Source organism: Vibrio sp. 1CM2L (assembly GCF_023161695.1).
Taxonomy (GTDB): domain Bacteria; phylum Pseudomonadota; class Gammaproteobacteria; order Enterobacterales; family Vibrionaceae; genus Vibrio; species Vibrio coralliirubri.
The window spans coordinates 93,551-114,888 of sequence record NZ_JALNTT010000008.1 but is presented as its reverse complement, the minus strand read 5'-3'; the positions used below and the strand labels follow the sequence as shown (position 1 = coordinate 114,888).

The 21,338-nt window shown below is 43.5% G+C and carries 24 protein-coding genes and 1 riboswitch; of the genes, 11 read left to right on the top strand and 13 right to left on the bottom strand.

The features are described from left to right. The first annotated feature begins 1 nt into the window (after position 1). Complete coding sequence (gene waaA, locus MSG34_RS21090; protein ID WP_248339269.1) at positions 2–1,264, top strand: lipid IV(A) 3-deoxy-D-manno-octulosonic acid transferase; 1,263 nt, start codon at positions 2–4, stop codon at positions 1,262–1,264. A 3-nt stretch (positions 1,265–1,267) separates the two neighbouring features. Then, positions 1,268–2,305 (top strand): glycosyltransferase family 4 protein, encoded by a 1,038-nt coding sequence (locus MSG34_RS21085; RefSeq protein WP_248339268.1) that lies wholly within the window; start codon positions 1,268–1,270, stop codon positions 2,303–2,305. 154 nt (positions 2,306–2,459) lie between these two features. Here MSG34_RS21085 and MSG34_RS21080 read toward each other — a convergent pair whose 3' ends face one another. After that, the gene (locus tag MSG34_RS21080) at positions 2,460–2,942 is read right to left on the bottom strand and encodes a serine acetyltransferase (protein ID WP_248339267.1); all 483 of its coding nucleotides are present in this window, start codon (positions 2,940–2,942) and stop codon (positions 2,460–2,462) included. Positions 2,943–2,976: 34 nt separating this feature from the next. Next, positions 2,977–3,696, bottom strand: a complete 720-nt coding sequence (locus MSG34_RS21075; protein ID WP_248339266.1) for a 3-deoxy-D-manno-octulosonic acid kinase — start codon at positions 3,694–3,696, stop codon at positions 2,977–2,979. Positions 3,697–3,801: 105 nt separating this feature from the next. On the opposite strand from MSG34_RS21075, the gene MSG34_RS21070 reads away from it, so the two are divergent. From MSG34_RS21070 to coaD, 4 genes are read left to right on the top strand one after another with little or no spacing between them, the layout of a single operon-like run. Continuing rightward, a complete protein-coding gene (locus MSG34_RS21070; RefSeq protein ID WP_248339265.1) occupies positions 3,802–4,836 on the top strand; it encodes a glycosyltransferase family 9 protein in 1,035 nt (344 codons plus the stop codon). Positions 4,837–4,848: 12 nt separating this feature from the next. Further along, positions 4,849–5,631 (top strand): glycosyltransferase family 2 protein, encoded by a 783-nt coding sequence (locus tag MSG34_RS21065; RefSeq protein WP_248339263.1) that lies wholly within the window; start codon positions 4,849–4,851, stop codon positions 5,629–5,631. Positions 5,632–5,639: 8 nt separating this feature from the next. Beyond that, a complete protein-coding gene (locus tag MSG34_RS21060; protein WP_248339261.1) occupies positions 5,640–6,674 on the top strand; it encodes a glycosyltransferase family 4 protein in 1,035 nt (344 codons plus the stop codon). A 4-nt stretch (positions 6,675–6,678) separates the two neighbouring features. Then, on the top strand, positions 6,679–7,161 hold the full coding sequence (gene coaD, locus MSG34_RS21055) for a pantetheine-phosphate adenylyltransferase (RefSeq protein ID WP_248339260.1): 483 nt from the start codon (positions 6,679–6,681) through the stop codon (positions 7,159–7,161). Positions 7,162–7,233: 72 nt separating this feature from the next. On the opposite strand, the gene MSG34_RS21050 is transcribed toward coaD, so the two are convergent. The 6 genes from MSG34_RS21050 to radC all read right to left on the bottom strand — a co-directional run bounded on the left by MSG34_RS21050 (position 7,234) and on the right by radC (position 11,255). Next, a complete protein-coding gene (locus MSG34_RS21050) occupies positions 7,234–8,238 on the bottom strand; it encodes an NAD-dependent epimerase (RefSeq protein ID WP_248339258.1) in 1,005 nt (334 codons plus the stop codon). 91 nt (positions 8,239–8,329) lie between these two features. Continuing rightward, positions 8,330–9,139: a bifunctional DNA-formamidopyrimidine glycosylase/DNA-(apurinic or apyrimidinic site) lyase gene (gene mutM / locus MSG34_RS21045; protein ID WP_248339257.1), complete on the bottom strand. Its 810-nt coding sequence runs from the start codon at positions 9,137–9,139 to the stop codon at positions 8,330–8,332. Positions 9,140–9,142: 3 nt separating this feature from the next. Next, positions 9,143–9,667 carry a hypothetical protein gene (locus tag MSG34_RS21040; RefSeq protein WP_248339256.1) on the bottom strand — a complete coding sequence of 175 codons (525 nt, stop codon included), beginning with the start codon at positions 9,665–9,667 and terminating at the stop codon, positions 9,143–9,145. A gap of 204 nt (positions 9,668–9,871) precedes the next feature. Continuing rightward, the gene (gene rpmG, locus MSG34_RS21035; protein ID WP_002535344.1) at positions 9,872–10,039 is read right to left on the bottom strand and encodes a 50S ribosomal protein L33; all 168 of its coding nucleotides are present in this window, start codon (positions 10,037–10,039) and stop codon (positions 9,872–9,874) included. A 13-nt stretch (positions 10,040–10,052) separates the two neighbouring features. Further along, positions 10,053–10,289, bottom strand: coding sequence for a 50S ribosomal protein L28 (gene rpmB, locus MSG34_RS21030; RefSeq protein ID WP_004728407.1), 237 nt, complete (start codon positions 10,287–10,289; stop codon positions 10,053–10,055). Between the two features lie 291 nt (positions 10,290–10,580). After that, the gene (gene radC / locus MSG34_RS21025; RefSeq protein WP_048607667.1) at positions 10,581–11,255 is read right to left on the bottom strand and encodes a DNA repair protein RadC; all 675 of its coding nucleotides are present in this window, start codon (positions 11,253–11,255) and stop codon (positions 10,581–10,583) included. A 224-nt stretch (positions 11,256–11,479) separates the two neighbouring features. Between radC and coaBC the strand changes: the two genes are divergently transcribed. The 3 genes from coaBC (at position 11,480) to lpxL (ending at position 14,471) form a co-directional block, all read left to right on the top strand. Next, positions 11,480–12,721, top strand: coding sequence for a bifunctional phosphopantothenoylcysteine decarboxylase/phosphopantothenate--cysteine ligase CoaBC (coaBC, locus tag MSG34_RS21020; RefSeq protein WP_248339255.1), 1,242 nt, complete (start codon positions 11,480–11,482; stop codon positions 12,719–12,721). Between the two features lie 139 nt (positions 12,722–12,860). Further along, positions 12,861–13,451 (top strand): nucleoid occlusion factor SlmA, encoded by a 591-nt coding sequence (gene slmA / locus MSG34_RS21015; RefSeq protein WP_004741428.1) that lies wholly within the window; start codon positions 12,861–12,863, stop codon positions 13,449–13,451. A gap of 39 nt (positions 13,452–13,490) precedes the next feature. Continuing rightward, positions 13,491–14,471 (top strand): LpxL/LpxP family Kdo(2)-lipid IV(A) lauroyl/palmitoleoyl acyltransferase, encoded by a 981-nt coding sequence (gene lpxL, locus MSG34_RS21010; RefSeq protein ID WP_048612461.1) that lies wholly within the window; start codon positions 13,491–13,493, stop codon positions 14,469–14,471. 93 nt (positions 14,472–14,564) lie between these two features. On the opposite strand, the gene pyrE is transcribed toward lpxL, so the two are convergent. Together pyrE and rph are read right to left on the bottom strand one after the other, a co-directional pair. After that, positions 14,565–15,206: an orotate phosphoribosyltransferase gene (gene pyrE, locus MSG34_RS21005; protein ID WP_017059267.1), complete on the bottom strand. Its 642-nt coding sequence runs from the start codon at positions 15,204–15,206 to the stop codon at positions 14,565–14,567. A gap of 106 nt (positions 15,207–15,312) precedes the next feature. Then, a complete protein-coding gene (rph, locus tag MSG34_RS21000) occupies positions 15,313–16,029 on the bottom strand; it encodes a ribonuclease PH (protein ID WP_019826449.1) in 717 nt (238 codons plus the stop codon). Between the two features lie 248 nt (positions 16,030–16,277). On the opposite strand from rph, the gene MSG34_RS20995 reads away from it, so the two are divergent. Further along, entirely contained in the window at positions 16,278–17,144 is an 867-nt protein-coding gene (locus tag MSG34_RS20995) for a YicC/YloC family endoribonuclease (RefSeq protein ID WP_048612459.1), read from the top strand. 350 nt (positions 17,145–17,494) lie between these two features. On the opposite strand, the gene MSG34_RS20990 is transcribed toward MSG34_RS20995, so the two are convergent. The 3 genes from MSG34_RS20990 to MSG34_RS20980 form a co-directional block, all read right to left on the bottom strand. Next, positions 17,495–17,707, bottom strand: coding sequence for a cold-shock protein (locus MSG34_RS20990; RefSeq protein ID WP_017071067.1), 213 nt, complete (start codon positions 17,705–17,707; stop codon positions 17,495–17,497). A 311-nt stretch (positions 17,708–18,018) separates the two neighbouring features. After that, positions 18,019–18,444 carry a phosphate-starvation-inducible PsiE family protein gene (locus MSG34_RS20985; RefSeq protein ID WP_017079068.1) on the bottom strand — a complete coding sequence of 142 codons (426 nt, stop codon included), beginning with the start codon at positions 18,442–18,444 and terminating at the stop codon, positions 18,019–18,021. 192 nt (positions 18,445–18,636) lie between these two features. Then, positions 18,637–20,007 carry an NCS2 family permease gene (locus MSG34_RS20980; RefSeq protein ID WP_017062465.1) on the bottom strand — a complete coding sequence of 457 codons (1,371 nt, stop codon included), beginning with the start codon at positions 20,005–20,007 and terminating at the stop codon, positions 18,637–18,639. Between the two features lie 58 nt (positions 20,008–20,065). Beyond that, positions 20,066–20,165, bottom strand: a riboswitch (purine riboswitch). A 324-nt stretch (positions 20,166–20,489) separates the two neighbouring features. Here MSG34_RS20980 and gmk point away from each other — a divergent pair. Then, positions 20,490–21,113 (top strand): guanylate kinase, encoded by a 624-nt coding sequence (gene gmk, locus MSG34_RS20975; protein WP_248339254.1) that lies wholly within the window; start codon positions 20,490–20,492, stop codon positions 21,111–21,113. Positions 21,114–21,338: the final 225 nt, after the last annotated feature.

Below are 21,338 nucleotides of genomic sequence, written 5' to 3'. Positions count from 1 at the left end.
TATGGCAATTCGCTTTATCTATACACTCCTACTAGTGTTAGTTGCACCTTTCCTATTGCTTTCCCTGTACAAAAACAAGCCTGGAAAGCCCAAATTTGGGTCTCGCTGGAAAGAGCATTGGGGGCAGACCCCAAAAACCGATGGAGTCGATTCTATTTGGATCCACGCCGTATCAGTAGGCGAATCTATCGCAGCAACTCCGATCATCCGAGAGCTAAAAGCTCTTAACCCACAACGTGAGATTGTAGTTACCACAACAACGAGTACTGGCGCTGCACAAATAGATAAACTCGGCGATTTAGTCACACACCGCTACATGCCCATAGATTTCCCCTGGTGCATAAGCGGCTTTCTAAAATCCGTGCAGCCCTCGAAAATGATAATCATTGAAACTGAGCTGTGGCCAAACACGCTACATCAAGTGGCGAAGCTTGGTATTCCAATTATTGTAATCAATGCTCGCCTTTCCGAGCGCTCCTGCCTAAGGTATCGAAGATTCCAATATGTTTTTAATTTGCTATCAAAAAATATCACAGCGTTACTTTGCCAATACCAAGGTGATGCGGACCGATTTATAAGGCTCGGTATTCAAAAAGAGCGAATTAATGTAACTGGCTCGATTAAATTTGATATCGATGTATCACAGAAAACGGTTGATGAAGGTAACTCTTTGCGTAAGCAACTAGGGAAAGATCGTCCAGTATGGATTGCAGCTAGCACTCACAAGGGTGAAGATGAAATTATCCTTGCTGCGCATCAATTGATTTTACGAAAAAGACCGAATGCCCTTTTAGTTCTAGTTCCTCGTCACCCAGAAAGGTTCAATGACGTAGAGTCGCTTTGCAAAAATTCAGGAATGAATGTAACAAGAAGAACAAACGATAAACTCTATAGTAACCATACAAACGTCTACTTAGCAGACACTATGGGAGAGATGATGACTCTGATTTCCGCAAGTGATATTTGTTTTATGGGAGGAAGTTTACTGGGTGGTAAAGTCGGAGGTCATAACTTCATTGAACCTGCTGCACTAAAAAAGCCTTGTCTAACAGGTCCAAGTTATTTTAATTTTTCAGATATTGCACAGCAACTTATACAAGTTGAAGCGCTCCAAGTTATAAAATCACACGATGAGCTTAGTATCCATATACTCGGTTTAATTGATTCTCCAGCTAAGAGTGTTCAGATGGGAACCAACGCACTAAGTGTAGTAAAGCAGAATCAAGGGGCTCTCAAAAAAACAATTGGCATGATAGAGGTTTGATTGATGAAACTAGTAATTTACAGAAGAAAAATATTTACCTCTAGCGGTGCAGGCCAGCTCATTGTCATGCAAGCAAAGAGATTGAAAAAGTTAGGTAAAACTTTTGAGTTAACTTGCCAAAAAGGCTGGGGGACTCTTTGGTTTAAACACTTACAAATAGCCAAAAAGGCGAAAGTCGTCAACGATAGATTGGTAGTTAAAGCCCCCAAAAACACAGCTATCATTGATCATGAAGGCAGTCTTCGAAACGCCGACCTCACCTTCATCCACAACGTTCCATTAACGAATATTGAACACGATGAAAATAGTTACACAGGATGGCTTAGGCAGAGTGAAAATCATATATTCACTCCCTCACAATGCGCAAAAAATTTGATGGTCCACCTCGGAGTCCCAGATGACAGGATATCTGTTATTCACCCTGGCTACAATCATCAAAAATTTAACCTAGAAACCAAAACGCAATATAGAAACCATGCAATAAAAGCTCTAAAACTAGAAGATTATAAAAAAGTCATTGGCTTTATTACTTCTGGGAACTTTGAAAAACGTGGATTAAAGGAATTTTTAGACATTTGCCAAAAGGTCGCCGAAGAAAGAGACGACATTGCATTCTTTGTCCTTGGTGCTAAAAGAATCCCCAAAGAATTAAGTCAGCATCCGACGCTAACCCTGAAGCAATTTCGCTACAAACCGAGTAACTCTAAACCAGAGTTCTGGCTAAGCTCATTAGATATCTTTGTCTATCCGGCTAAGTTAGAGGAGTTTGGTATGGTAGTAGCAGAAGCGCTCGCTATGGGCACTCCTGTCATTACGACTCAAAACGTAGGGGCTCACGAGATATTAAGTGAAGAATTTGAAGACTGGATAAACCCTTCTGTAGATATAGATTGGTTTTCAGAACGCATACTTCGATTAGCAGGAAACAATGATATTTATCAGAGCCTAGTTGAAGCTGCATGCAAATCGGTAACCTATGATGATATAGACTACGCGACACGCTCTTTAGCTGCGATTGATAAACATTTAATAAACCACTAGAACAATCGGAAGAACGGAAATCATGATGCAAGGCTCTACCGTTCTTCCGGTTTAGGATTCCACGATGACTTTAAAACAACGTTGATTAACGAGGCGCACAATCGCTAAACGTGAACCTACAACTAGAATGACTACATAACTAGTTCGCTAAAACTCACACCATTTTTTTGAATTTGTTGTGACCCACCACGGTCATATTATCCGGCACATCTTTGGTTACAACTGCGTTTGCTCCAATAATAACATTGTTGCCGATTTTTATGTCGCCAACAGCTACCACACCAGAGTATATGATCACATCATTACCGACAGTAGGCATGCCAAGCCTATCTCTATGGGCCCCACCTAAAGTCACATTCTGAAAGACTCTCACATTATTTCCAATTACTGACCCACCACCAATAACAATACCAACAGCGTGACCAATAATAAATCCGTCTCCAATTACTGCTTTTCTAGAGATATCACAATGATGTTTTTTATACACTTTTCTTTGAATTTTACGTGCAATCCAATCTAAATGAATGGAACGGTACAATCGCATGAGAGAAATTCTTTTTTCCAATAACTGGCTTGGAGTTCCGGTCAACAGCATGGACCATGATAGATTGATGATTTCTAATATATTTTTAAGCATTATTAATTTCTAGCTAGTAGTTGTTTATTGAAGTTTAGATTTGATTAGAATAACCATTGTATCCGTTTATCAGATATTGCCACTCTTTTTCTTCCCAGTTTATTCTTGCCTTGTCCTGCTCTTTCTTAAATGACCTTAATAATCGCTTCAAGTTATCATTTTTCCACTTATCGCCAGGGTCCACACGACATTTATCAAAATCAATGATCCATACAGTCTTCGATTGATCCAACAAAATATTGTGGATATTGAGATCGGTATGATTGACTTGTTCTTGATGCATTTTAGCAATCATCTTTCCAATATCTTGATAAAGCTCCTTAGTCAGCGCCTTGCTTTTTAGGATGGCAACTAAATCTTTAGCTCCTGGGATTTTTTCAACTAAGATATCGGCTTGATAAGTCCAACTAGTTTTAACAGCACTGGAGGCTAACGGTCTAGGCACATTAACTTTAGCTCTATGAAGCCTATCCAAGATCATCATTTCTTCATAACAACGTGTTTTTTTCCAATTAGAAAAGCGATAACGATCTTCTACCAGTCTTCCAAACAGGCCACCTCGGCGATAATGGCGCAGAGCAGCATGAATATTACCTAAATCAACAAACCAAGTAGTCCCCCTACCTTGAGCACTGCCGATCACTTTATCTTGACCCTTCCAAAAGTCAGGCTCAAACAACTGCGGCGATGCTTCATCAATGAATTGACTCTCGTACCATATAACCCGATTCTCTAGAAGAGATTGCTTGATCATTTTATAAACTACCAATTAAAGATACTGACTAAATAACCTGAATATTTTACATTTATTCCCCGTATCTGCATAATTCGTATTAGTCGTTTCTGATTGAAGTCCCTTATGGCTCTATTTTCCTCTGCCCCAAAAAACTTATGTGTGCTCCGTCTCTCTGCAATTGGAGATGTCTGTCATGCTATCTCGGTAATACAAGCTATTCAACAGTATTGGCCTACCACTGAAATTACATGGGTTACAGGTAAAGTGGAAGCTCAACTCATTCAAGATCTACCAAATCTTAAAGTAGTCGTCTTCGATAAAAAGCAGGGCTTTGCTGGAATGCGAAATGTTTGGAAAGAGTTATCAAATACCCGCTTTGATTGCCTTTTACATATGCAAGCAGCTCTTAGAGCAAGCGTACTTTCTCTCGGTATAAAAGCTAAGTATAAGGTAGGATTTAGTCTTAACCGAACTAGAGAAGGGCAATATTTTTTCACTAACAAACATTTACCAAAAACCAGTGCTTTCCACGTTCTAGACAACTTTGCAGAATTCGCACGCTATATCGGTGTCCCGTTTGATAAACCACAATGGAATATTCCCTTGAAGCAGCAAGAATTAGATTTTGCAAAAGAGAATATACCCAACAATACATTGGTGATATGTCCTTCTGCGAGTAAGGATGAGCGTAACTGGTTGACAGATAGGTATGTTCAGCTAATCGACTACGCTCATAGAAAAGGTTTAAATATTACTCTATGCGGTTCTCCTTCAGAGAGAGAGGTGTTATTGGGACAAAGGATTGAAGCTTTATGTACTTCACCGGTTAACAATTTAATAGGCCAAACAAATCTCAAGCAACTTATCGCAGTGCTAGCTAAAGCTCGTATAGTAGTAGCCCCTGACTCCGGCCCCGCTCATATAGCTACAACACAAGGTACACCCGTAATTGGACTTTACGCACATAGTAACCCTGAACGAACAGGGCCATATAATAGCCTCGACCTCGTTGTAACGTCCTATGATAGCCATATTAAAAATCAATCTAAATCAGCTTCATGGGGAACTCGAGCCAAAGGTGATACACTTATGGAAGCTATTGCTTTTGAATCAGTAAAGGAAAAGCTAGATAGCACCTTAAACAAAAACGTAAGTTGAGCGAAAACTGATATGACAACTCATGTGAGTATCGGCGTTCTTATGATCGTCAAAAATGCAGAACAACACCTAGAAAAGACCTTGTCTTCCGTTTCACGCTGGGTGGATGAAATCGTAATTTTGGACTCAGGCAGTACTGACGGTACCTTGGATATCGCAAGAAAATATACCGATTCTGTCTATCACCAAGATTGGCTTGGTTTTGGTCCCCAGCGACAAAAAGCGCAAAGTTTGATGAACAGTGATTGGGTCCTCCCACTAGATTCTGATGAAGAGGTTTCTCCTGAACTTAAAGCATCTATTCTTCATGCAGTAAAGACAGATGATGGTAAATCAGTATATAAAATTAACCGCTTAACTGAAGCTTTTGGCAAATTTATTCGTCACTCAGGGTGGTACCCTGACCGAGTAACTCGCCTCTACCCAAGGCTCGCCACACAATATAATGACGTCCTAGTGCATGAATCAGTCATTGTGCCAGAGGGTTTTAAAGTCAAACAATTAGATGGTGACCTATTTCACTATACAATTGACTCTATGCCGAATTACGTCCGAAAAACTCAACACTATATGGAAGCTTGGGCAGATCAACGAGAAGGGAAAAAATCGGTATCACTGACTAATGCAATCAGTCATGGCTTTTTCCGATTTTTCAAAATGTATATTATCAAACGCGGATTTCTTGACGGCAGACATGGGTTATTACTAGCCCTACTTAGCGCAAATACAACATTTACACGCTATGCTGACCTATGGTTACGAGATTACATGAAAAAGAAGAAGAGAGTTGAGTAACAACCACTATGAAAATATGTCACGTTAATCTAGCTTCAGGGTACCATGGCGGTGAAAATCAAACACTTCAACTCATAAAGCAGCAACTTAAACTGGGATATGAGCTAACGGTTGTCGCTAACCCTAAAAGCCCTTTCGCTAAAGCAGTGCAAGAACTGGGGTGCAACTGTATTTTAACCAAGCATTATTTATTCAAACATCAGCGCTCTATTACTCAAGACTCTCAGGTTATCCATGTTCATGAAGGTCGTGCTATTTATTGGGCTCTGATTCAACATTTACTCTTCAACATCCCTTATATAATCACACGCCGAATCGACAACCCGCTCAAGAAGAGATGGCTTTCTAACTTAGCTTACGAAAAAGCAGATGCTCTTGTTGGACTGAGTCGGGAGATAGTATCGCGAATCAAATCCGTATTTCCGAATAAACCGGTGGAATGTATCCCTAGCTCTCCTGTACGTTACCCCAGCAATGAACAGAATATATCTATAATCCGACAGCAGTTTACAGGTGACTATTTAGTCATCCATGCCGCAAATATGCTTGACCACAAGGGCTTCGATGTAACAGTAGAGGCAGCCAAAACTCTCTCTAAACAGGACCCAAGTATCCATTTTGCTTTGCTTGGTGATGGGAAAATCCGATCTGAGTTAGAGAAAAAGGCTCACGGATTAGACAATATTAGTTTCGTCGGAAAACAAGAGCAAATGGGTGACTGGTTCGCAGCTGCGGATATGCTTGTTCACCCGTCATACTCAGAAGGACTTGGCTCAGTGATTCTCGAAGCTCTTGACGCAGGGTTGCCAGTAGCAGCCAGTAATGCCGGTGGTATTCCAGATATTATTGACCATGGTAAGTCAGGTTTATTGATTGAACCCGGCAATGCAGAACAATTAGCTCAAGCTATTCTCGATACAAAAAATAACGAGCGACTTCGCAATTCAATCCTCCATGGCGCAAAGCTAAAACTCAATACTTTCCGTATTGAGTACACAGCCCAACGTTATGAACAACTATACGCAAACCTTAAAAAAGAGTAACTCAATGAAAAAGAAAGTTATTTACCCAGGTACTTTTGATCCTATAACTAACGGGCACCTTGATCTCATTGAGCGTGCAACGAAGATGTTTGATGAGATCATTATTGCGATAGCTGCAAGTCCAAGTAAGAACACTTTGTTTACCTTGAAAGAACGTGTGAATCTAGTGACAGATGTCACCGCAGGTATGCCTAATGTTACAGTCAAAGGTTTCTCTGGTTTAATGGTTGACTTTGCTAAGCAAGAGCAAGCTAACATACTTATCCGGGGCTTACGTACTACGGTAGATTTTGAATATGAGTTCGGCTTAACTAATATGTATCGAAGGCTCCTCCCCGGCCTTGAAAGCGTTTTTCTAACCCCTTCAGAAGAGTACGCGTTCCTCTCTTCAACCATTGTTCGTGAAGTCGCTATACACGGCGGGGATATTAGTCAGTTTGTACCACAAAAAGTTGCAGCCGAGATAAAGCTGAAAACTACCAAGTAATTATCTTTATCTACTCCGAAAAACAAAAATAGCGCTCAGTGAGCGCTATTTTTAATTCAAAACCATCAATTACTACAGCGAATAATAGGCTTTATACCAATCTGCGAAAGCTTTTGCTCCTTCTTGGATCTTAACTTGAGGCTTGTAGCCAACCGCTTCAAACAAATCTTCCGTATCAGCGTAAGTCGCGTACACATCACCTGGTTGCATTGGCATGAAGTTCTTTTTCGCTTCAACACCTAGAGCACCTTCTAAGGCTTCGATGTAGTCCATTAATTTCACTGGGCTACCATGGCCGATATTAAATACGCGATATGGTGCTGAACTGGTCGCGGGTGAGCCTTGCTCTACTGTCCAATCTGGCTGTTTAGCTGGAATTCGATCTTGGACACGAATAATACCTTCAACAATATCATCGATATAAGTGAAGTCGCGCATCATGTCGCCATTGTTGTAAATATCGATCTCTTTACCCGCCACGATTAAGTTCGCAAACTTGAACATCGCCATATCAGGGCGGCTCCAAGGGCCGTAGACGGTAAAGAAACGAAGGCCTGTCGTCGGTACATCGTATAAATGAGAATAAGTGTGTGCCATTAGCTCATTAGACTTCTTGGTCGCTGCGTACAATGAGATTGGGTGATCAACACTGTCTGCCGTGTGAAATGGCATTTTCTGGTTCAAGCCATAAACAGAGCTTGATGAAGCATAAACGAGGTGTTCAACCTTGTTATGGCGACAGCCTTCAAGAATAGCCAGGTGACCGACAAGGTTGCTATCGGCATACGCCATCGGGTTATCAATTGAGTAACGAACGCCAGCTTGCGCCGCTAAATGAATGACACGGTCAAACTTTTGCTCAGCAAACAGCGTTGCCATGCCTTCCCTATCAGCAAGATCCAGCTCGATGAAGGTCAGGTTTTCATGCGCAATGCGCTTTAGGCGATCATGTTTCAAAGAGACTTCGTAGTAGTCATTCAAGTTATCAATACCGACAACCTCATGTCCGGCTGCACATAGTCGCTCTGAAACTGCAGAGCCAATAAACCCGGCAACGCCAGTTACTAAATATTTCATTCTACTATTCTCAATTCATATCATTAGTGTAATTGTAGCTACTAGCCTGCCTATCTACTAGCGTAAAAAAGTGAACATAAGTTCAGTTTTTTTATACTTGGCACTCTTCACAAAAAAACGTGTTCCTCTGCCCTATTTTCAGCTCTTGAATCAGAGCTTCACAGTGAGGGCATTTTTCGCCTGCTTTGCCATAAACTTGCAGTTCTTGAGCAAAATACCCCGGCTTGCCATCTGCTTGTGCGAAATCTTTTAGGGTAGTACCGCCTTGTTTAATGGCGGTGGCGAGCACTTGTTTGATCTCTTGAGTCAACAAGACCCACTCTTGTTTTGTCACTTTGCTTGCAGGGCGCAAAGGGCTAATACGTGAAGCAAATAGCGCTTCGTTGGCGTAGATATTTCCGACCCCCACCACCACTTTGTTGTCCATGATGAATTGCTTTACGGCAACTTTGCGTTTTTCTGCCTTCTCAGTTATGTAGTCGGCATTGAAGTCGTCAGTGAGCGGCTCAGGGCCAGATCCCAGTAGCACAGGATGCGTTTCGTCAGGAGCAGACCATAACCACGCACCAAAGCGGCGAGGGTCGTTATAACGCAGCACTTTGCCGTTGGTGAGCTTAAGATCCACATGATCGTGTTTGGCTGCCGGGAAATCGGCATCTAATACGCGCAGTGAGCCAGACATACCAAGGTGAACAATGGCAGTGCCAGTATCCGTCTCAATCAATAAGTACTTTGCGCGACGCGAGATAGAGCGAATCACCTGCCCTTCTAATGCTTTTAGCTCTTGTGGGATATCCCAACGCAGCTTAGGCGTGCGAAAACTAAGAGTTTTAATGGTCTCGCCGACTAAATGAGGTGAGATCCCCATACGGCTTACTTCGACTTCGGGTAATTCAGGCATAATCTAGTCGTCCGATTTAGAGGAGTGGTTAGCGTTAAAGCTTGGAAACAGGTAGCTCTCTTCAATAGACACCGCCAACCACTGATCATTCCAGTTTTTTAACAACCAGAACTCAGGCAATTGATAATAGGTAATACGCTGGGGCTCTTCTTGGTCTTGATACCATACTTCGATGGTGTGTGGTGTATTTAACCGAGGCGTAAGGTCTGTGTAGGTCTGTGAGTCGACTTCCGTGCCCACTAGCTCTTTCCAACGTTGTGACAACTCTTGTGCATTGGTAGCTTGAGGGAAGTCCGTACCTTTGAACTGGTAAACCCATTGATTATCTTGTTGAATGACAGACCACTTAGCAAAGTGCAGCGCTTGAAGCTCTGCTGTTGGGTTCAGGAGATAAGGATAAGGGCTATCAACCTGTGGTTCAGGCTCGATAAGGTACGCTTTGATCAATGTTGGAAGGTTTAACACGCCAATAAAAGCGATCACACTGAACATGAGTATGTTGTTCCACCGGCGTCCACGATATCTCATCTGATTCTGCTCATCTAACCTATTGAACATTCAGTATATCGTGAAAATGGCAATACTTTCTATGTTGCGCAGTTTTCTGTCTATCAGGTGCTATATTAAGCAAGAGCAATTGAGTTGCTCAAATTTTAGATATAAAAAAACCCAGCGATTAAACTGGGTTTTTCAATTCTTTCTTCTACTGAAGAAGAGCAAAAAAAGCATCAATTACTTGATTTTAGCTTCTTTGTACATAACGTGTTGGCGAACTACTGGATCAAACTTTTTGATCTCAAATTTGCCTGGCATGTTACGCTTGTTCTTATCAGTTGTGTAGAAGTGACCAGTACCTGCAGAAGATACTAGACGAATTTTCTCACGAATGCCTTTAGCCATTGCTTAATTCCTCTTAAACGTTTTCGCCACGTGCACGGATATCAACAAGAACAGCATCGATGCCTTTCTTATCAATGATACGCATGCCTTTAGCAGTTAGACGTAGTTTAACAAAACGTTTTTCGCTCTCTACCCAGAAACGATGAGTTTGTAGGTTCGGCAGAAAACGGCGCTTAGTAGCATTGCGTGCGTGTGAACGGTTGTTACCCGTTACTGGACGCTTACCAGTTACTTGGCATACTCGGGACATGAATGTCTTCTCCAATCGTTTCAGCTCGATATCAACCTTGGTGGCCGAACCTCTCTATCAATTAAAATAGAAGGTAAAAACCGTTATGGAAAATCCATACAAGGCTATCAAAGGTCGCGCATTATACTAACTTGACACGCATTGCTCAAGACCCGAACAGATCCTTTTTACGGATTTCGTGATCTTTTTTTGTGCAGCGCAGCTTGCTTGAGTAATCAGAGCTGATTTTAGGTCTAAAAATGTGGGCGGAATAATAGCAGATTTAACGCAACTAACAACCTAAAATGTGATTCAAATCCATCCACGCTCTGCAAAAGAGACAACTTCGCCATCTCCAACGACAAAATGGTCGAGAACTCGGATGTCCACCAGCGCTAATGCATCGGTTAATCGGCGTGTAATCCGCCTATCCGCTTGGCTGGGCTCCGCGACACCCGAAGGATGGTTATGAGCCAAGATTAATGCCGCTGCATTGTGATGAAGTGCCCGTTTAACCACTTCCCGCGGGTAAACCGAGGCGGCATCGATGGTTCCTTCAAACATCACCTCGTCCTTTATTACCCTATTTTGGTTATCGAGGAACAATATATAGAAGGCTTCTCGCTGGCGATCACGCAACATGCTCGAAAGATAAAGCTTGGTATGACTTGGGCTAGTGAGTGCATCTCCACGAGATAACGTCTCTGCTAGATAGCGCTGTGTCATCTCTAACACAGCCTGTAATTGGACATACTTGGCCTGCCCCATCCCTTTATGGGCACAAAACTCTTCCTGAGTTGCTGAAAAAAGGTGACGGAGCGAGCCAAAGTCTTTGATCAACTTGTCAGCGAGTTCCAACACGTTCATTCCTTGTGTCCCTGTTCGCAGAAATATCGCGAGCAGTTCCGCATCACTCAAAGAATCAGGCCCTCGACTCAATAACTTTTCTCTCGGCATCGATTCAGCAGGCATTTTATCTATTGGCATATAAAAGCTAATCACTAGTCATGAACACGACCCACCACCTTAATGAGATCGTAATCAGAGATCCTTCGATAGAGACAAAAGGAAACGAGTCACTAACAAAACCGTGTAATTGATAAGTTTGATAACACCAACTTGATGAGCGTCAAATCTGTTCTAATTCTGCTTCTAGGCACTAATCCTTTGTTCTGATATCGTAAGTCCCAGAGAAATTAAGGAACAGAATCATGCAAACATTGGTTAATCAACTGGATAACGCTGACCTACAAGGCCTAGCTGGGAAAAAAATCCTACTTGGCATTAGTGGTGGTATCGCTGCGTATAAATGTGCCGAACTGACTCGACGCTTAATTGAGCGTGGGGCGCAAGTACAAGTCGTGATGACAAATGCAGCCAAGGAGTTCATCACTCCTCTCACCATGCAAGCCGTCTCTGGAAGGCCAGTGTCTGATAGTTTGCTTGATCCTGCTGCTGAGGCTTCCATGGGGCACATTGAGCTCGCAAAGTGGGCTGACTTGGTATTACTAGCGCCGGCCACCGCTGATCTGATTGCTCGTATGACGGCGGGCATGGGTAACGACCTACTGACCACTTTGGTTTTAGCAACCGATGCGCCAGTTGCGGTATCTCCAGCAATGAACCAACAAATGTACAGCCACCCTGCGACTCAAGAGAACATCGCGACACTAAAACGTCGTGGTTGTGAAATTTGGGGGCCAGCAGCTGGCGAGCAAGCGTGTGGTGATGTCGGTATGGGTCGTATGTTAGAGCCAATGCAGCTCGTGCATCGCTGTGAAGACTTCTTCCAACCTAAGCCGCTTACTGGCCGTTCTGTGCTTATTACTGCAGGCCCGACTCGTGAAGCGATTGACCCTGTGCGTTACATTACCAATCACAGCTCAGGCAAGATGGGTTATGCACTGGCTGAAGCGGCTGCGAAACAAGGCGCAACAGTAACTCTAGTCAGCGGCCCTGTATCACTCGCGACACCAAACCAAGTGACTCGTATCGATGTCGACAGCGCTCAGCAGATGTTTGATGCGGTTGCAGCAAACGCTTCTCAACATGATATTTTCATCAGCTGCGCCGCGGTTGCCGATTATCGCCCTGAGACCATTGCAGACCAAAAGCTTAAAAAGGTCGACGGTAAAGACGACATGACCATTCAAATGGTTAAAAACCCAGACATCGTCGCTTCTGTCGCTTCAATGACCGAAGGTCGCCCATTTACTGTCGGCTTCGCTGCAGAAACTCAAGATGTTGAGAAATACGCGCGTGGCAAACTGGAAAGAAAGAACCTCGACATGATTTGCGCCAATGACGTCTCAGTCGAAGGGCAAGGCTTCAATAGCAGTAGCAATGAGCTGCACCTTTATTGGAAAGGCGGCGATAAATCTCTGCCACTGGAAAGCAAAGACACACTTGGTTTCCAGATCCTCAATCAAATCCAACAGCTTATTGATGCATAAACGCACGAATTTGCTCTGACAATCTGCTGACACCTCTCGATTCTGTTGACCTAGGGCTCACAAAACTAGGAAACAGAATTGAATGGTGTTTATAATCCTTCTTCACTCAATCCTCATCTTTAGGAAAGGAAGTAAATAGATGGCTGGTACTCGAAAATCAAACCGTCGTGAAGAAATCCTACAAGCTCTCGCACAAATGTTGGAATCGACCGAAGGTGCTTCTCGTATCACAACGGTAAAGTTGGCCAAGCAAGTTGGTGTTTCTGAAGCTGCGTTATACCGCCACTTCCCAAGCAAAGCCCGCATGTTTGAAGGCCTGATCGAGTTCATTGAAGAAGCGTTGATGTCTCGAATCAACCGCATTCTGGATGAAGAGAAAGACACGCTAGAGCGCATACGCCTAGTGCTACAACTTATCTTAGTTTTCTCAGAACGTAACCCAGGCCTGACTCGAATTTTGTCTGGTCATGCTCTAATGTTTGAAAATGAACGCCTGCGTGATCGCATCAACCAACTTTTCGAACGCATTGAGACGCAACTTCGCCAGATCCTGCGTGAAAGAAAGCTTCGTGAAGGGAAATCATTCCCGGTTGATGAGAAAATCTTAGCCGCTCAACTGCTCGGTCAAGTTGAAGGCAGCTTGAATCGATTTGTTCGCTCAGACTTCAAATATCAACCAACAGAAAACTTTGATGCTTATTGGGCTCTGCTAAGCGCTCAGATTAAGTAACAATCAAATTAAGTAGCAATCAAATCTTAAGTGATGGTTATGACGACGAAAACTTCTCCGACAAACAGCACTGCACAACACGTTATTACTAAGCCACCCTTTACTCTGGCGTTACTCCACCCTAAATACTGGGGAGTATGGTTCGGTTTTGGGTTATTGGCGCTTATCGTTAACGTTCTCCCTTATCGCCTCTTACTGCTGTTAGGCCGATCGTTAGGCTCTTTGGGTGCTCGCTATGGTAAAAAGCGCGTCGCGGTAGCAACACGTAACTTGGAGCTCGCCTTCCCAGACAAGCCAGCAGATGAAGTCGCGGCAATGGTCAGTGAGAACTTTAAGAACACCGGTATGGCACTCATCGAAACCGGCATTACCTGGTTTTGGCCGACGTGGCGTTTCAAGCGAATCCTAGTAGATAAAGATACCCAAGCACTGCGTACGCACAAAGCCAACGGTAAAGGTGTTCTTCTATGCTGTGTGCATGCCTTAAACCTAGAGATCACTGCGCGAGCAATGGCCGTTCTTGGTATTTCTGGTTTAGGTGTTTATCGCCCGCACAACAACCCAGCTTACGAGTTCATTCAATACCGTGGTCGTACTCAGAACGGCAACCGCCTGATTCACCGTAAAGACGTGAAGCGTATGATTCGAATCCTGCGTCAGGGTGAGATCCTTTTCTACCTACCGGATCATGACTACGGTCGTAACAAGTCTGTGTTTGTGCCTTTCTTCGCGGTAGAAGATGCATGTACCACAACAGGCACCAGTATTCTGGCTTACACTAGCCGATGTGCACTTGTTCCGGGGTCTGGTTTTAGAAATGCCGATGGCAAGTATGAGATCATGGCCGATGAGTCAATTGAAGATAACTATCCACAAAAAGATGAGAAAGCCGCCGCTGCCTACATGAACAGCTACCTTGAGAAGATTATCTTAAGAGCACCAGAACAGTGGATGTGGCTACACAAGCGCTTTAAGACCATGGAAGACCCAGAAGCTGAGCGCGGTATTCGTTATAAGTAGAGTCGCCGCTACCAGTAAATACTTCTGAACCAAAAGAAAAGGGGCTGATGATTCATCAGCCCCTTGTGCATTCTATAGCTATAACAAATTGTATTAGATGCCGTATTGAGCGCGGTAGGCTTTTACAGATTCTAGATGCGCTGCGTCGGTGCCTTTCTCTTCAAGGAAAGTCACCAAGTCAGTCAGGCTAACGATTGAGATAATCGCACAACCGAAGTCACGCTCAACTTCTTGAATCGCAGACAGTTCGCCTTTGCCCTTCTCTTGACGGTCGATAGCAACAAGCACACCCGCTAAATCAGCGCCGTTAGCTTGGATGATTTCCATCGACTCACGAATCGCAGTACCTGCCGTGATCACGTCGTCCACTAACATGATACGACCTTCAAGCGCGCTACCGACAAGGTTGCCACCTTCACCGTGGTTTTTCGCTTCTTTACGGTTAAAACAGTAAGGCGTGTCTACATCGTGGTGATCCGCCAGTGCAACCGCTGTCGTCGTTGCAATTGGGATACCCTTGTATGCAGGGCCAAATAGTACATCAAACTCAATACCTGAATCTGCCAATGCTGCTGCGTAGAAGCGACCTAAGCGTGCTAGGTCACGACCTGTATTAAACAATCCAGCATTGAAGAAGTAAGGGCTCTTACGGCCAGACTTTAAAGTAAACTCACCAAACTTAAGTACTTCTTTCTCTAGTGCAAATTCAATAAATTCACGTTGATATGCTTTCATGTTTTTCCTCTACGTTTATTCAATAAAACTTAACTTACGCTCTGCACTACTCTTTCGAGTTTTACAGACAAAAAAATAGCCCCTTAAAAAAGGAGCTATCTAAAAACTATTCTGCTAACGCCGACTTCTGCGCTTCAACAATATCAGCAATACCCTTATTCGCCAGGGCTAAAAGCTGCATCAGCTCTTCGTGGCTGAACGGTTCGCCTTCTGCTGTGCCTTGAATCTCAATCATCTTACCGTCTTCCGTCATTACAACGTTCATGTCGGTATCGGCTGCTGAGTCTTCAACGTACTCAAGGTCACACAGTGCTTGTGCACCAACGATGCCCACTGAAACTGCCGCTACGTGGCCTTTCATTGGGTTCTTTTTCAGTTTGCCGCTTGCTAGTAGGCTGTTGATAGCATCAGCCATTGCAACGCTTGCACCTGAGATAGAAGCAGTACGAGTACCGCCGTCTGCTTGGATAACATCACAATCGACAGTGATCATGATTTCACCCATTACTTTCAGGTCAACAACAGCACGTAGGCTACGAGCGATCAGACGTTGGATTTCCATCGTACGACCACCTTGCTTGCCGCTCGCCGCTTCACGACGGTTACGAGTGTGCGTTGCACGTGGCAGCATGCCATATTCAGCGGTTACCCAACCCTTTCCTTGGCCTTTTAACCAACGCGGTACGTTTTCTTCTACCGTCGCATTACATAGAACTTTAGTGTTGCCGAACTCAACTAATACAGAACCTTCAGCATAAGCTGTGTAGTTACGAGTAATTTTAATTGGACGAATTTGATCTACAGCGCGGTCATTTGGACGCATTGGTATCTACCTTATTAACAGTCTGAAGTGATTTACTATCGAAAGAGTGCATCACCTAAGAAAGGGGTGAGACAGTTTTGATTGGGGCAAGATTATATAGCAGTTTATCGTGCAAATCTATTTACCGTTCAAAGCTATTTATCACGAAAGGCTATTTATAGTGAAAAGCGACAGGCTTCGAGAGCACACCATATCGTGATACTATGCGTGCGCGTTATTTTCAGAATGATAAAAGACAGGAAAATTCGATGATTTATAGTATGACCGCGTACGCACGCAAAGAAGTAAAAGGCGATTGGGGTACAGCAGTATGGGAAATCCGTAGTGTAAACCAACGCTACCTAGAAACTTACTTCCGTATGCCTGAACAGTTCCGTGGCTTAGAGCCAATCTTGCGTGAGCGTTTCCGTAAGCGTCTAGCGCGCGGTAAGGTTGAATGTAACCTACGCTTTGAAGCAAACCCTGCTGCAAAGGGCGAGCTAAGCATTAACGAAGGTTTGGCTCAGCAAGTAATCAATGCGGCGAACCAAGTAATGACAATGACTGGCGAAGACAGCCGTTTGAACCCATTCCAAGTCATGAACTGGCCTGGTGTGATGGAAACGCCAGAGCAAGACATGGATGCTATCAACAAAGACCTGCTAGACGCATTCAACGATGCTATCGCAGAGTTCATTGATGCTCGTGCTCGTGAAGGTGAAAACATGAAGGCGCTCATCGTGCAGCGCTTAGATGCAATCACTGAAGAAGTAGTGAAAGTTCGTGCGCGTATGCCTGAAATCCTAGAATGGCAACGTGAGCGTCTTCTTACCAAATTTGAAGATGCGAAAATCGAACTTGAAGGTTCTCGCGTTGAGCAAGAGCTTATCCTACTGGCGCAGAAGTCAGACGTAGCAGAAGAGCTAGACCGTCTAGACTCTCACGTGAAAGAAGCGAATGCAGTACTGAAGAAAGGTGGCGCTTGTGGCCGTAAGCTAGACTTCATGATGCAAGAGTTCAACCGTGAGTCAAACACACTAGCGTCTAAGTCTATCAGCACAGACATCACAGCATCAGGCGTAGAGCTTAAGGTTCTTATCGAACAGATGCGTGAGCAAATTCAAAACATTGAGTAACAGTCTGTAAGCTAAACACGATAAAGAGTAATCAGCCTAATCTGTGTTGATTAACTAACAGTGTTGATTAGATCAAAATGAGCTCCTAGTTTTTTAGGGGCTTTTTTTATAGGTACAGTAATGACAATCAGGACGACTAAGTGAGCAGGTTATTACTTAGGAAATGTACTTAGCACAAAAGATAGATACAACGATAGATAGAACGAGATGACGGACGTAAAACAGGATTTTTGAATATTTTGAGGAGGTATTGCTAGTGGAGGAGAGTGTTACGGTAAAACTGAGGGGGAAACAGATTTGAGAGAGAAAGTGACGCAAGTTGCTAATGCAACCTGCGCCGACTTAAAATCTTATAGAGCTACAACGTTTGCAGCTTGAAGACCTTTTTGGCCTTGCTCTACTTCGAAAGACACTTGTTGGCCTTCTTTAAGAGTCTTGAAACCTTCAGAAGCGATTGCACGGAAGTGTACGAATACGTCAGCGCCGCCGTTGTCTTGAGTTAGGAAACCGAAACCTTTCTCTTCGTTAAACCATTTTACTACGCCGTTTACTTTGTTAGACATGATGTGTCCCTTATATAAAAATAAAAAATTAATCGCCAAAAGTGCGATGCGCTGAAAGCTTGAATTATTTAATGTATCTATGAAGCTAAGGGAAACACTGAGAATAACAATGAAGCAATACTAAGGGTTTTACTTTACAACTGGATGTTTCATTTAATAACCCTGAGAACAGAGCGACGCCATTCTTGGTGATCTGAGCCTGCTTGTAAAGCGTTATTTGGACAATTTGATGTTTTTTTGTTCAATCGACTTAAATTAAAAGCCCAACGATATCGTTGGGCTTCATTTATAAAACTTTAACCTTCAAAGTGTTACTCATCTGGCTGCTTGGTTCGAAGATCTACATACGGCCAATAATGATGTCCAACACGAATCAACAATGTTGCCGCGGCCAAGATAAATGCTGCTAAAGACAACCAAACGATCAATACGGCATCGAGTTCTTTCATGCCCAAAGTGATGTAACGAGCAATCGCCATCATCGCGATATAGATCGGGTATCGCACTGGAATCTTACCGTTCATCACAAACTGCTGAACCATCGCCAACACTTCTAAATAGATGAACATCAGCAGAATGTCGGTCAATTGCACTCGGCGTTCAGCGAAGACATGCATGAACTCTTCGACCATCGCAAACAAGGTCGCGAGCGTGATCGCCACCAGCAATACCGCTTCCATGATGTGGAATACTTTTAAAAACGGCTTACTAAAAGATTTAGGTAAGTTAGAAGGCATAGTCACTCTTCAAGAAATAATTAATCCAGTATCTACAATAGCATGCATCAATATAAGTCGCGTACTCTCAAAGCATTAACGCCATCAATTGCACACGCTATAGAGAAGCAACAGATACAAAAATGGCCCCACATTCACTGCAGAGCCATCTGTTTGTCTTTTACTTAGCGACTGCTTAGTGGCCAATTAGCCTTAAAGCAGAATCAGGTAAGTTAAGAACACCACACACAGTCCGTAGATAAGCGGGTGTACTTCTTTGCGCTTACCTGCCACAACCATTGTGAATGCGTAGCTGATAAAGCCCATTGCCATACCGTTCGCTGGAGAGAAACTTAGCACTGTGAACATGATGGTAAAGAAGGCTGCAATGCGTGACTCTTTCTTTTCCCAGTTGATCTGACCAAGACGACCTACCATGTAGATGCCAACCACGACCATCGCCGGTGCAACCATTGCAGCCGAGAAGATAGAGAAGATTGGGTATAGGAATAGCGAGATTAAGAACAGACCAGCAACCATCACCGCCGCTAAGCCCGTTTTTGCACCTTGAGAAGACGCAATGCCAGACTCAGAGAATGCAGTAATTGATGTGGTACCAAGAATTGAACCGATCACAGTACCGCCCGCATCTGCCACTAGAGCCGATTTCGCGTTTGGCACCTTGCCGTCTTTATCGATGATACCCGCATCACGGCCAACGCCAACAATCGTACTCAAGCCATCAAAGAAATCGACAATCAAGAATATAAGTACGATGAACAGTAGGTCGAACATTTTCTCTGGCGTGAAAGCAGAGAAATCGAAGATAGCGCCAAAGCTGCCAGCCATGCTTGGCGGCATAGCAATGAACTGTTCTGGAATTGGTGCATTTGAAGTGCCCATGAAGACGTCAGCAAGAATCGTCAACACGATAGCTGAAACAAACGAGATGAACGTTGCTAGCTTGATGTCGCGAACCATACAACCCAGTGCGATGAAGATGCTCACGTAAGCGATGATCACTTTTGGATCGGAAATATCGCCTAAGCCAACCAATACGAATGGGTTAGAAACGATGATGCCCGCATTCTTAAGACCTAAGAAAGCAATGAACAGTCCGAGAGACACGGTAATCGCCAACTTCAAATCTTCAGGAATCGACTCAATCATCGATTTACGAATATTGGTTAACGAGAATGCGAGGTACAGGATACCTGACAGGAAGATGCCGAACAGCGCCTCATTCCAAAGTACCGCGACTGAACCACTTAATAGTAAGCCTTTGAAGAAGCCGTTCATGCTCATGCCCGGCGCAAGCATTACTGGGTAGTTGCCCCAAATGCCCATGATTAGGGTTGCGATAGCCGCAGACAGAGCCGTTGCAGTAAACACGGCACCTTTGTCCATGCCTGGAATATCACCCAAAATTGCTGGGTTAACCGCCAGAATGTAACTCATCGCCAAGAAAGTAATAAAACCCGCGTACAGCTCAGTGCCAATCGTGGTTTTTCTTTCAGTGATTTTAAACATCGAATCAAGCGAGCCAGAGGTGTTCTGGGCTTTCAGGGTGGAATCGGTACTCACAACAAAACCTATGCAATAAATTAAGAATTTGGTGATTCAAATGCTGTGAGAATAGAGAGGTCTCTACACTAAAAACTGTAGTCACCAAGGTAGGCTCGGTAGTAGAAACATCTAGTCCATATCACTAGATATATACAGCATTTAATCGTTTGCGCGGATTGTAAGGATTGAGATTAAAACTTCAACAAATTTTGTCCAGATCACATAAAAAAGTACCGATGATGAGTCATTACATTTATACAAAGATCCTTGAGAAGATCATTTGCTAATAAATAACGATCAAGCCAGTTGTTCTCAATCATCTAAATATGCTACTCTTCGCCTCCATTTTTCTGGCCTAATTTTCACCAGTTGCTTCTATTAGTTTTACTCGTTATCTCTTAATAGACGTAACCAACGGAACAACAATTAGAGTCAGTGCTATCTTTTATAGTGTAGGTTTATTGCCTTCACTCAATCCAACCAACAGTGGAAATATACAGATGGGCAAAGGTACTCTTTACATCGTATCTGCACCTAGTGGCGCAGGTAAGTCGAGCTTGATCTCAGCAATGCTAGAAACCAATCCAACCTACGCAATGAAGGTATCTGTTTCACACACCACTCGCGGTATGCGCCCTGGTGAAGAAAATGGTGCTCACTACCACTTCGTAGAGAAGCATCATTTTGAAGACCTTATTACTAAAGGTGAATTCCTAGAGTACGCTGAAGTGTTCGGCAACTACTACGGTACTTCACGCGTTTGGATTGAAGAAAACCTAAACCGCGGTATCGATGTATTCCTAGATATCGACTGGCAAGGTGCTCGTCAGATCCGTGAACAAATGCCTCAAGCGAAGAGTGTCTTCATTCTTCCACCATCAAATGGTGAACTAGAGCGTCGTTTGAATGTTCGCGGTCAAGACAGCGACGAAGTTATTGCGAAACGCATGAGCGAAGCAAAATCAGAGATTTCTCACTATGCAGAATATGATTATGTGATCGTGAATGATGACTTTGATGCAGCCCTAATGGACTTCAGAGCTATCATTCGTGCGGAGCGCTTAAAAGAAGATAAGCAAGCAGCTAAATACAGCGGCATGCTTACAGCACTACTGGCGGAATAATCTCTGATACCAATCGTAGTAAACAACTGGTCATTCTAGCTTGTGAAAAAGCCTGATAACGTCGTTAGAATTTTTGATTGTAGGGTCACTACTTATCGAAAAATTCTGCCTTGTTCTCAAACTTTTTTTCGGCGCTATCTCTGAACACTTATTTACTGTGATTGGTATAACTGGATTTTCCATTGAGATAAGTATACGGTGATCTAGAAAGTCTCTAGTTAAACT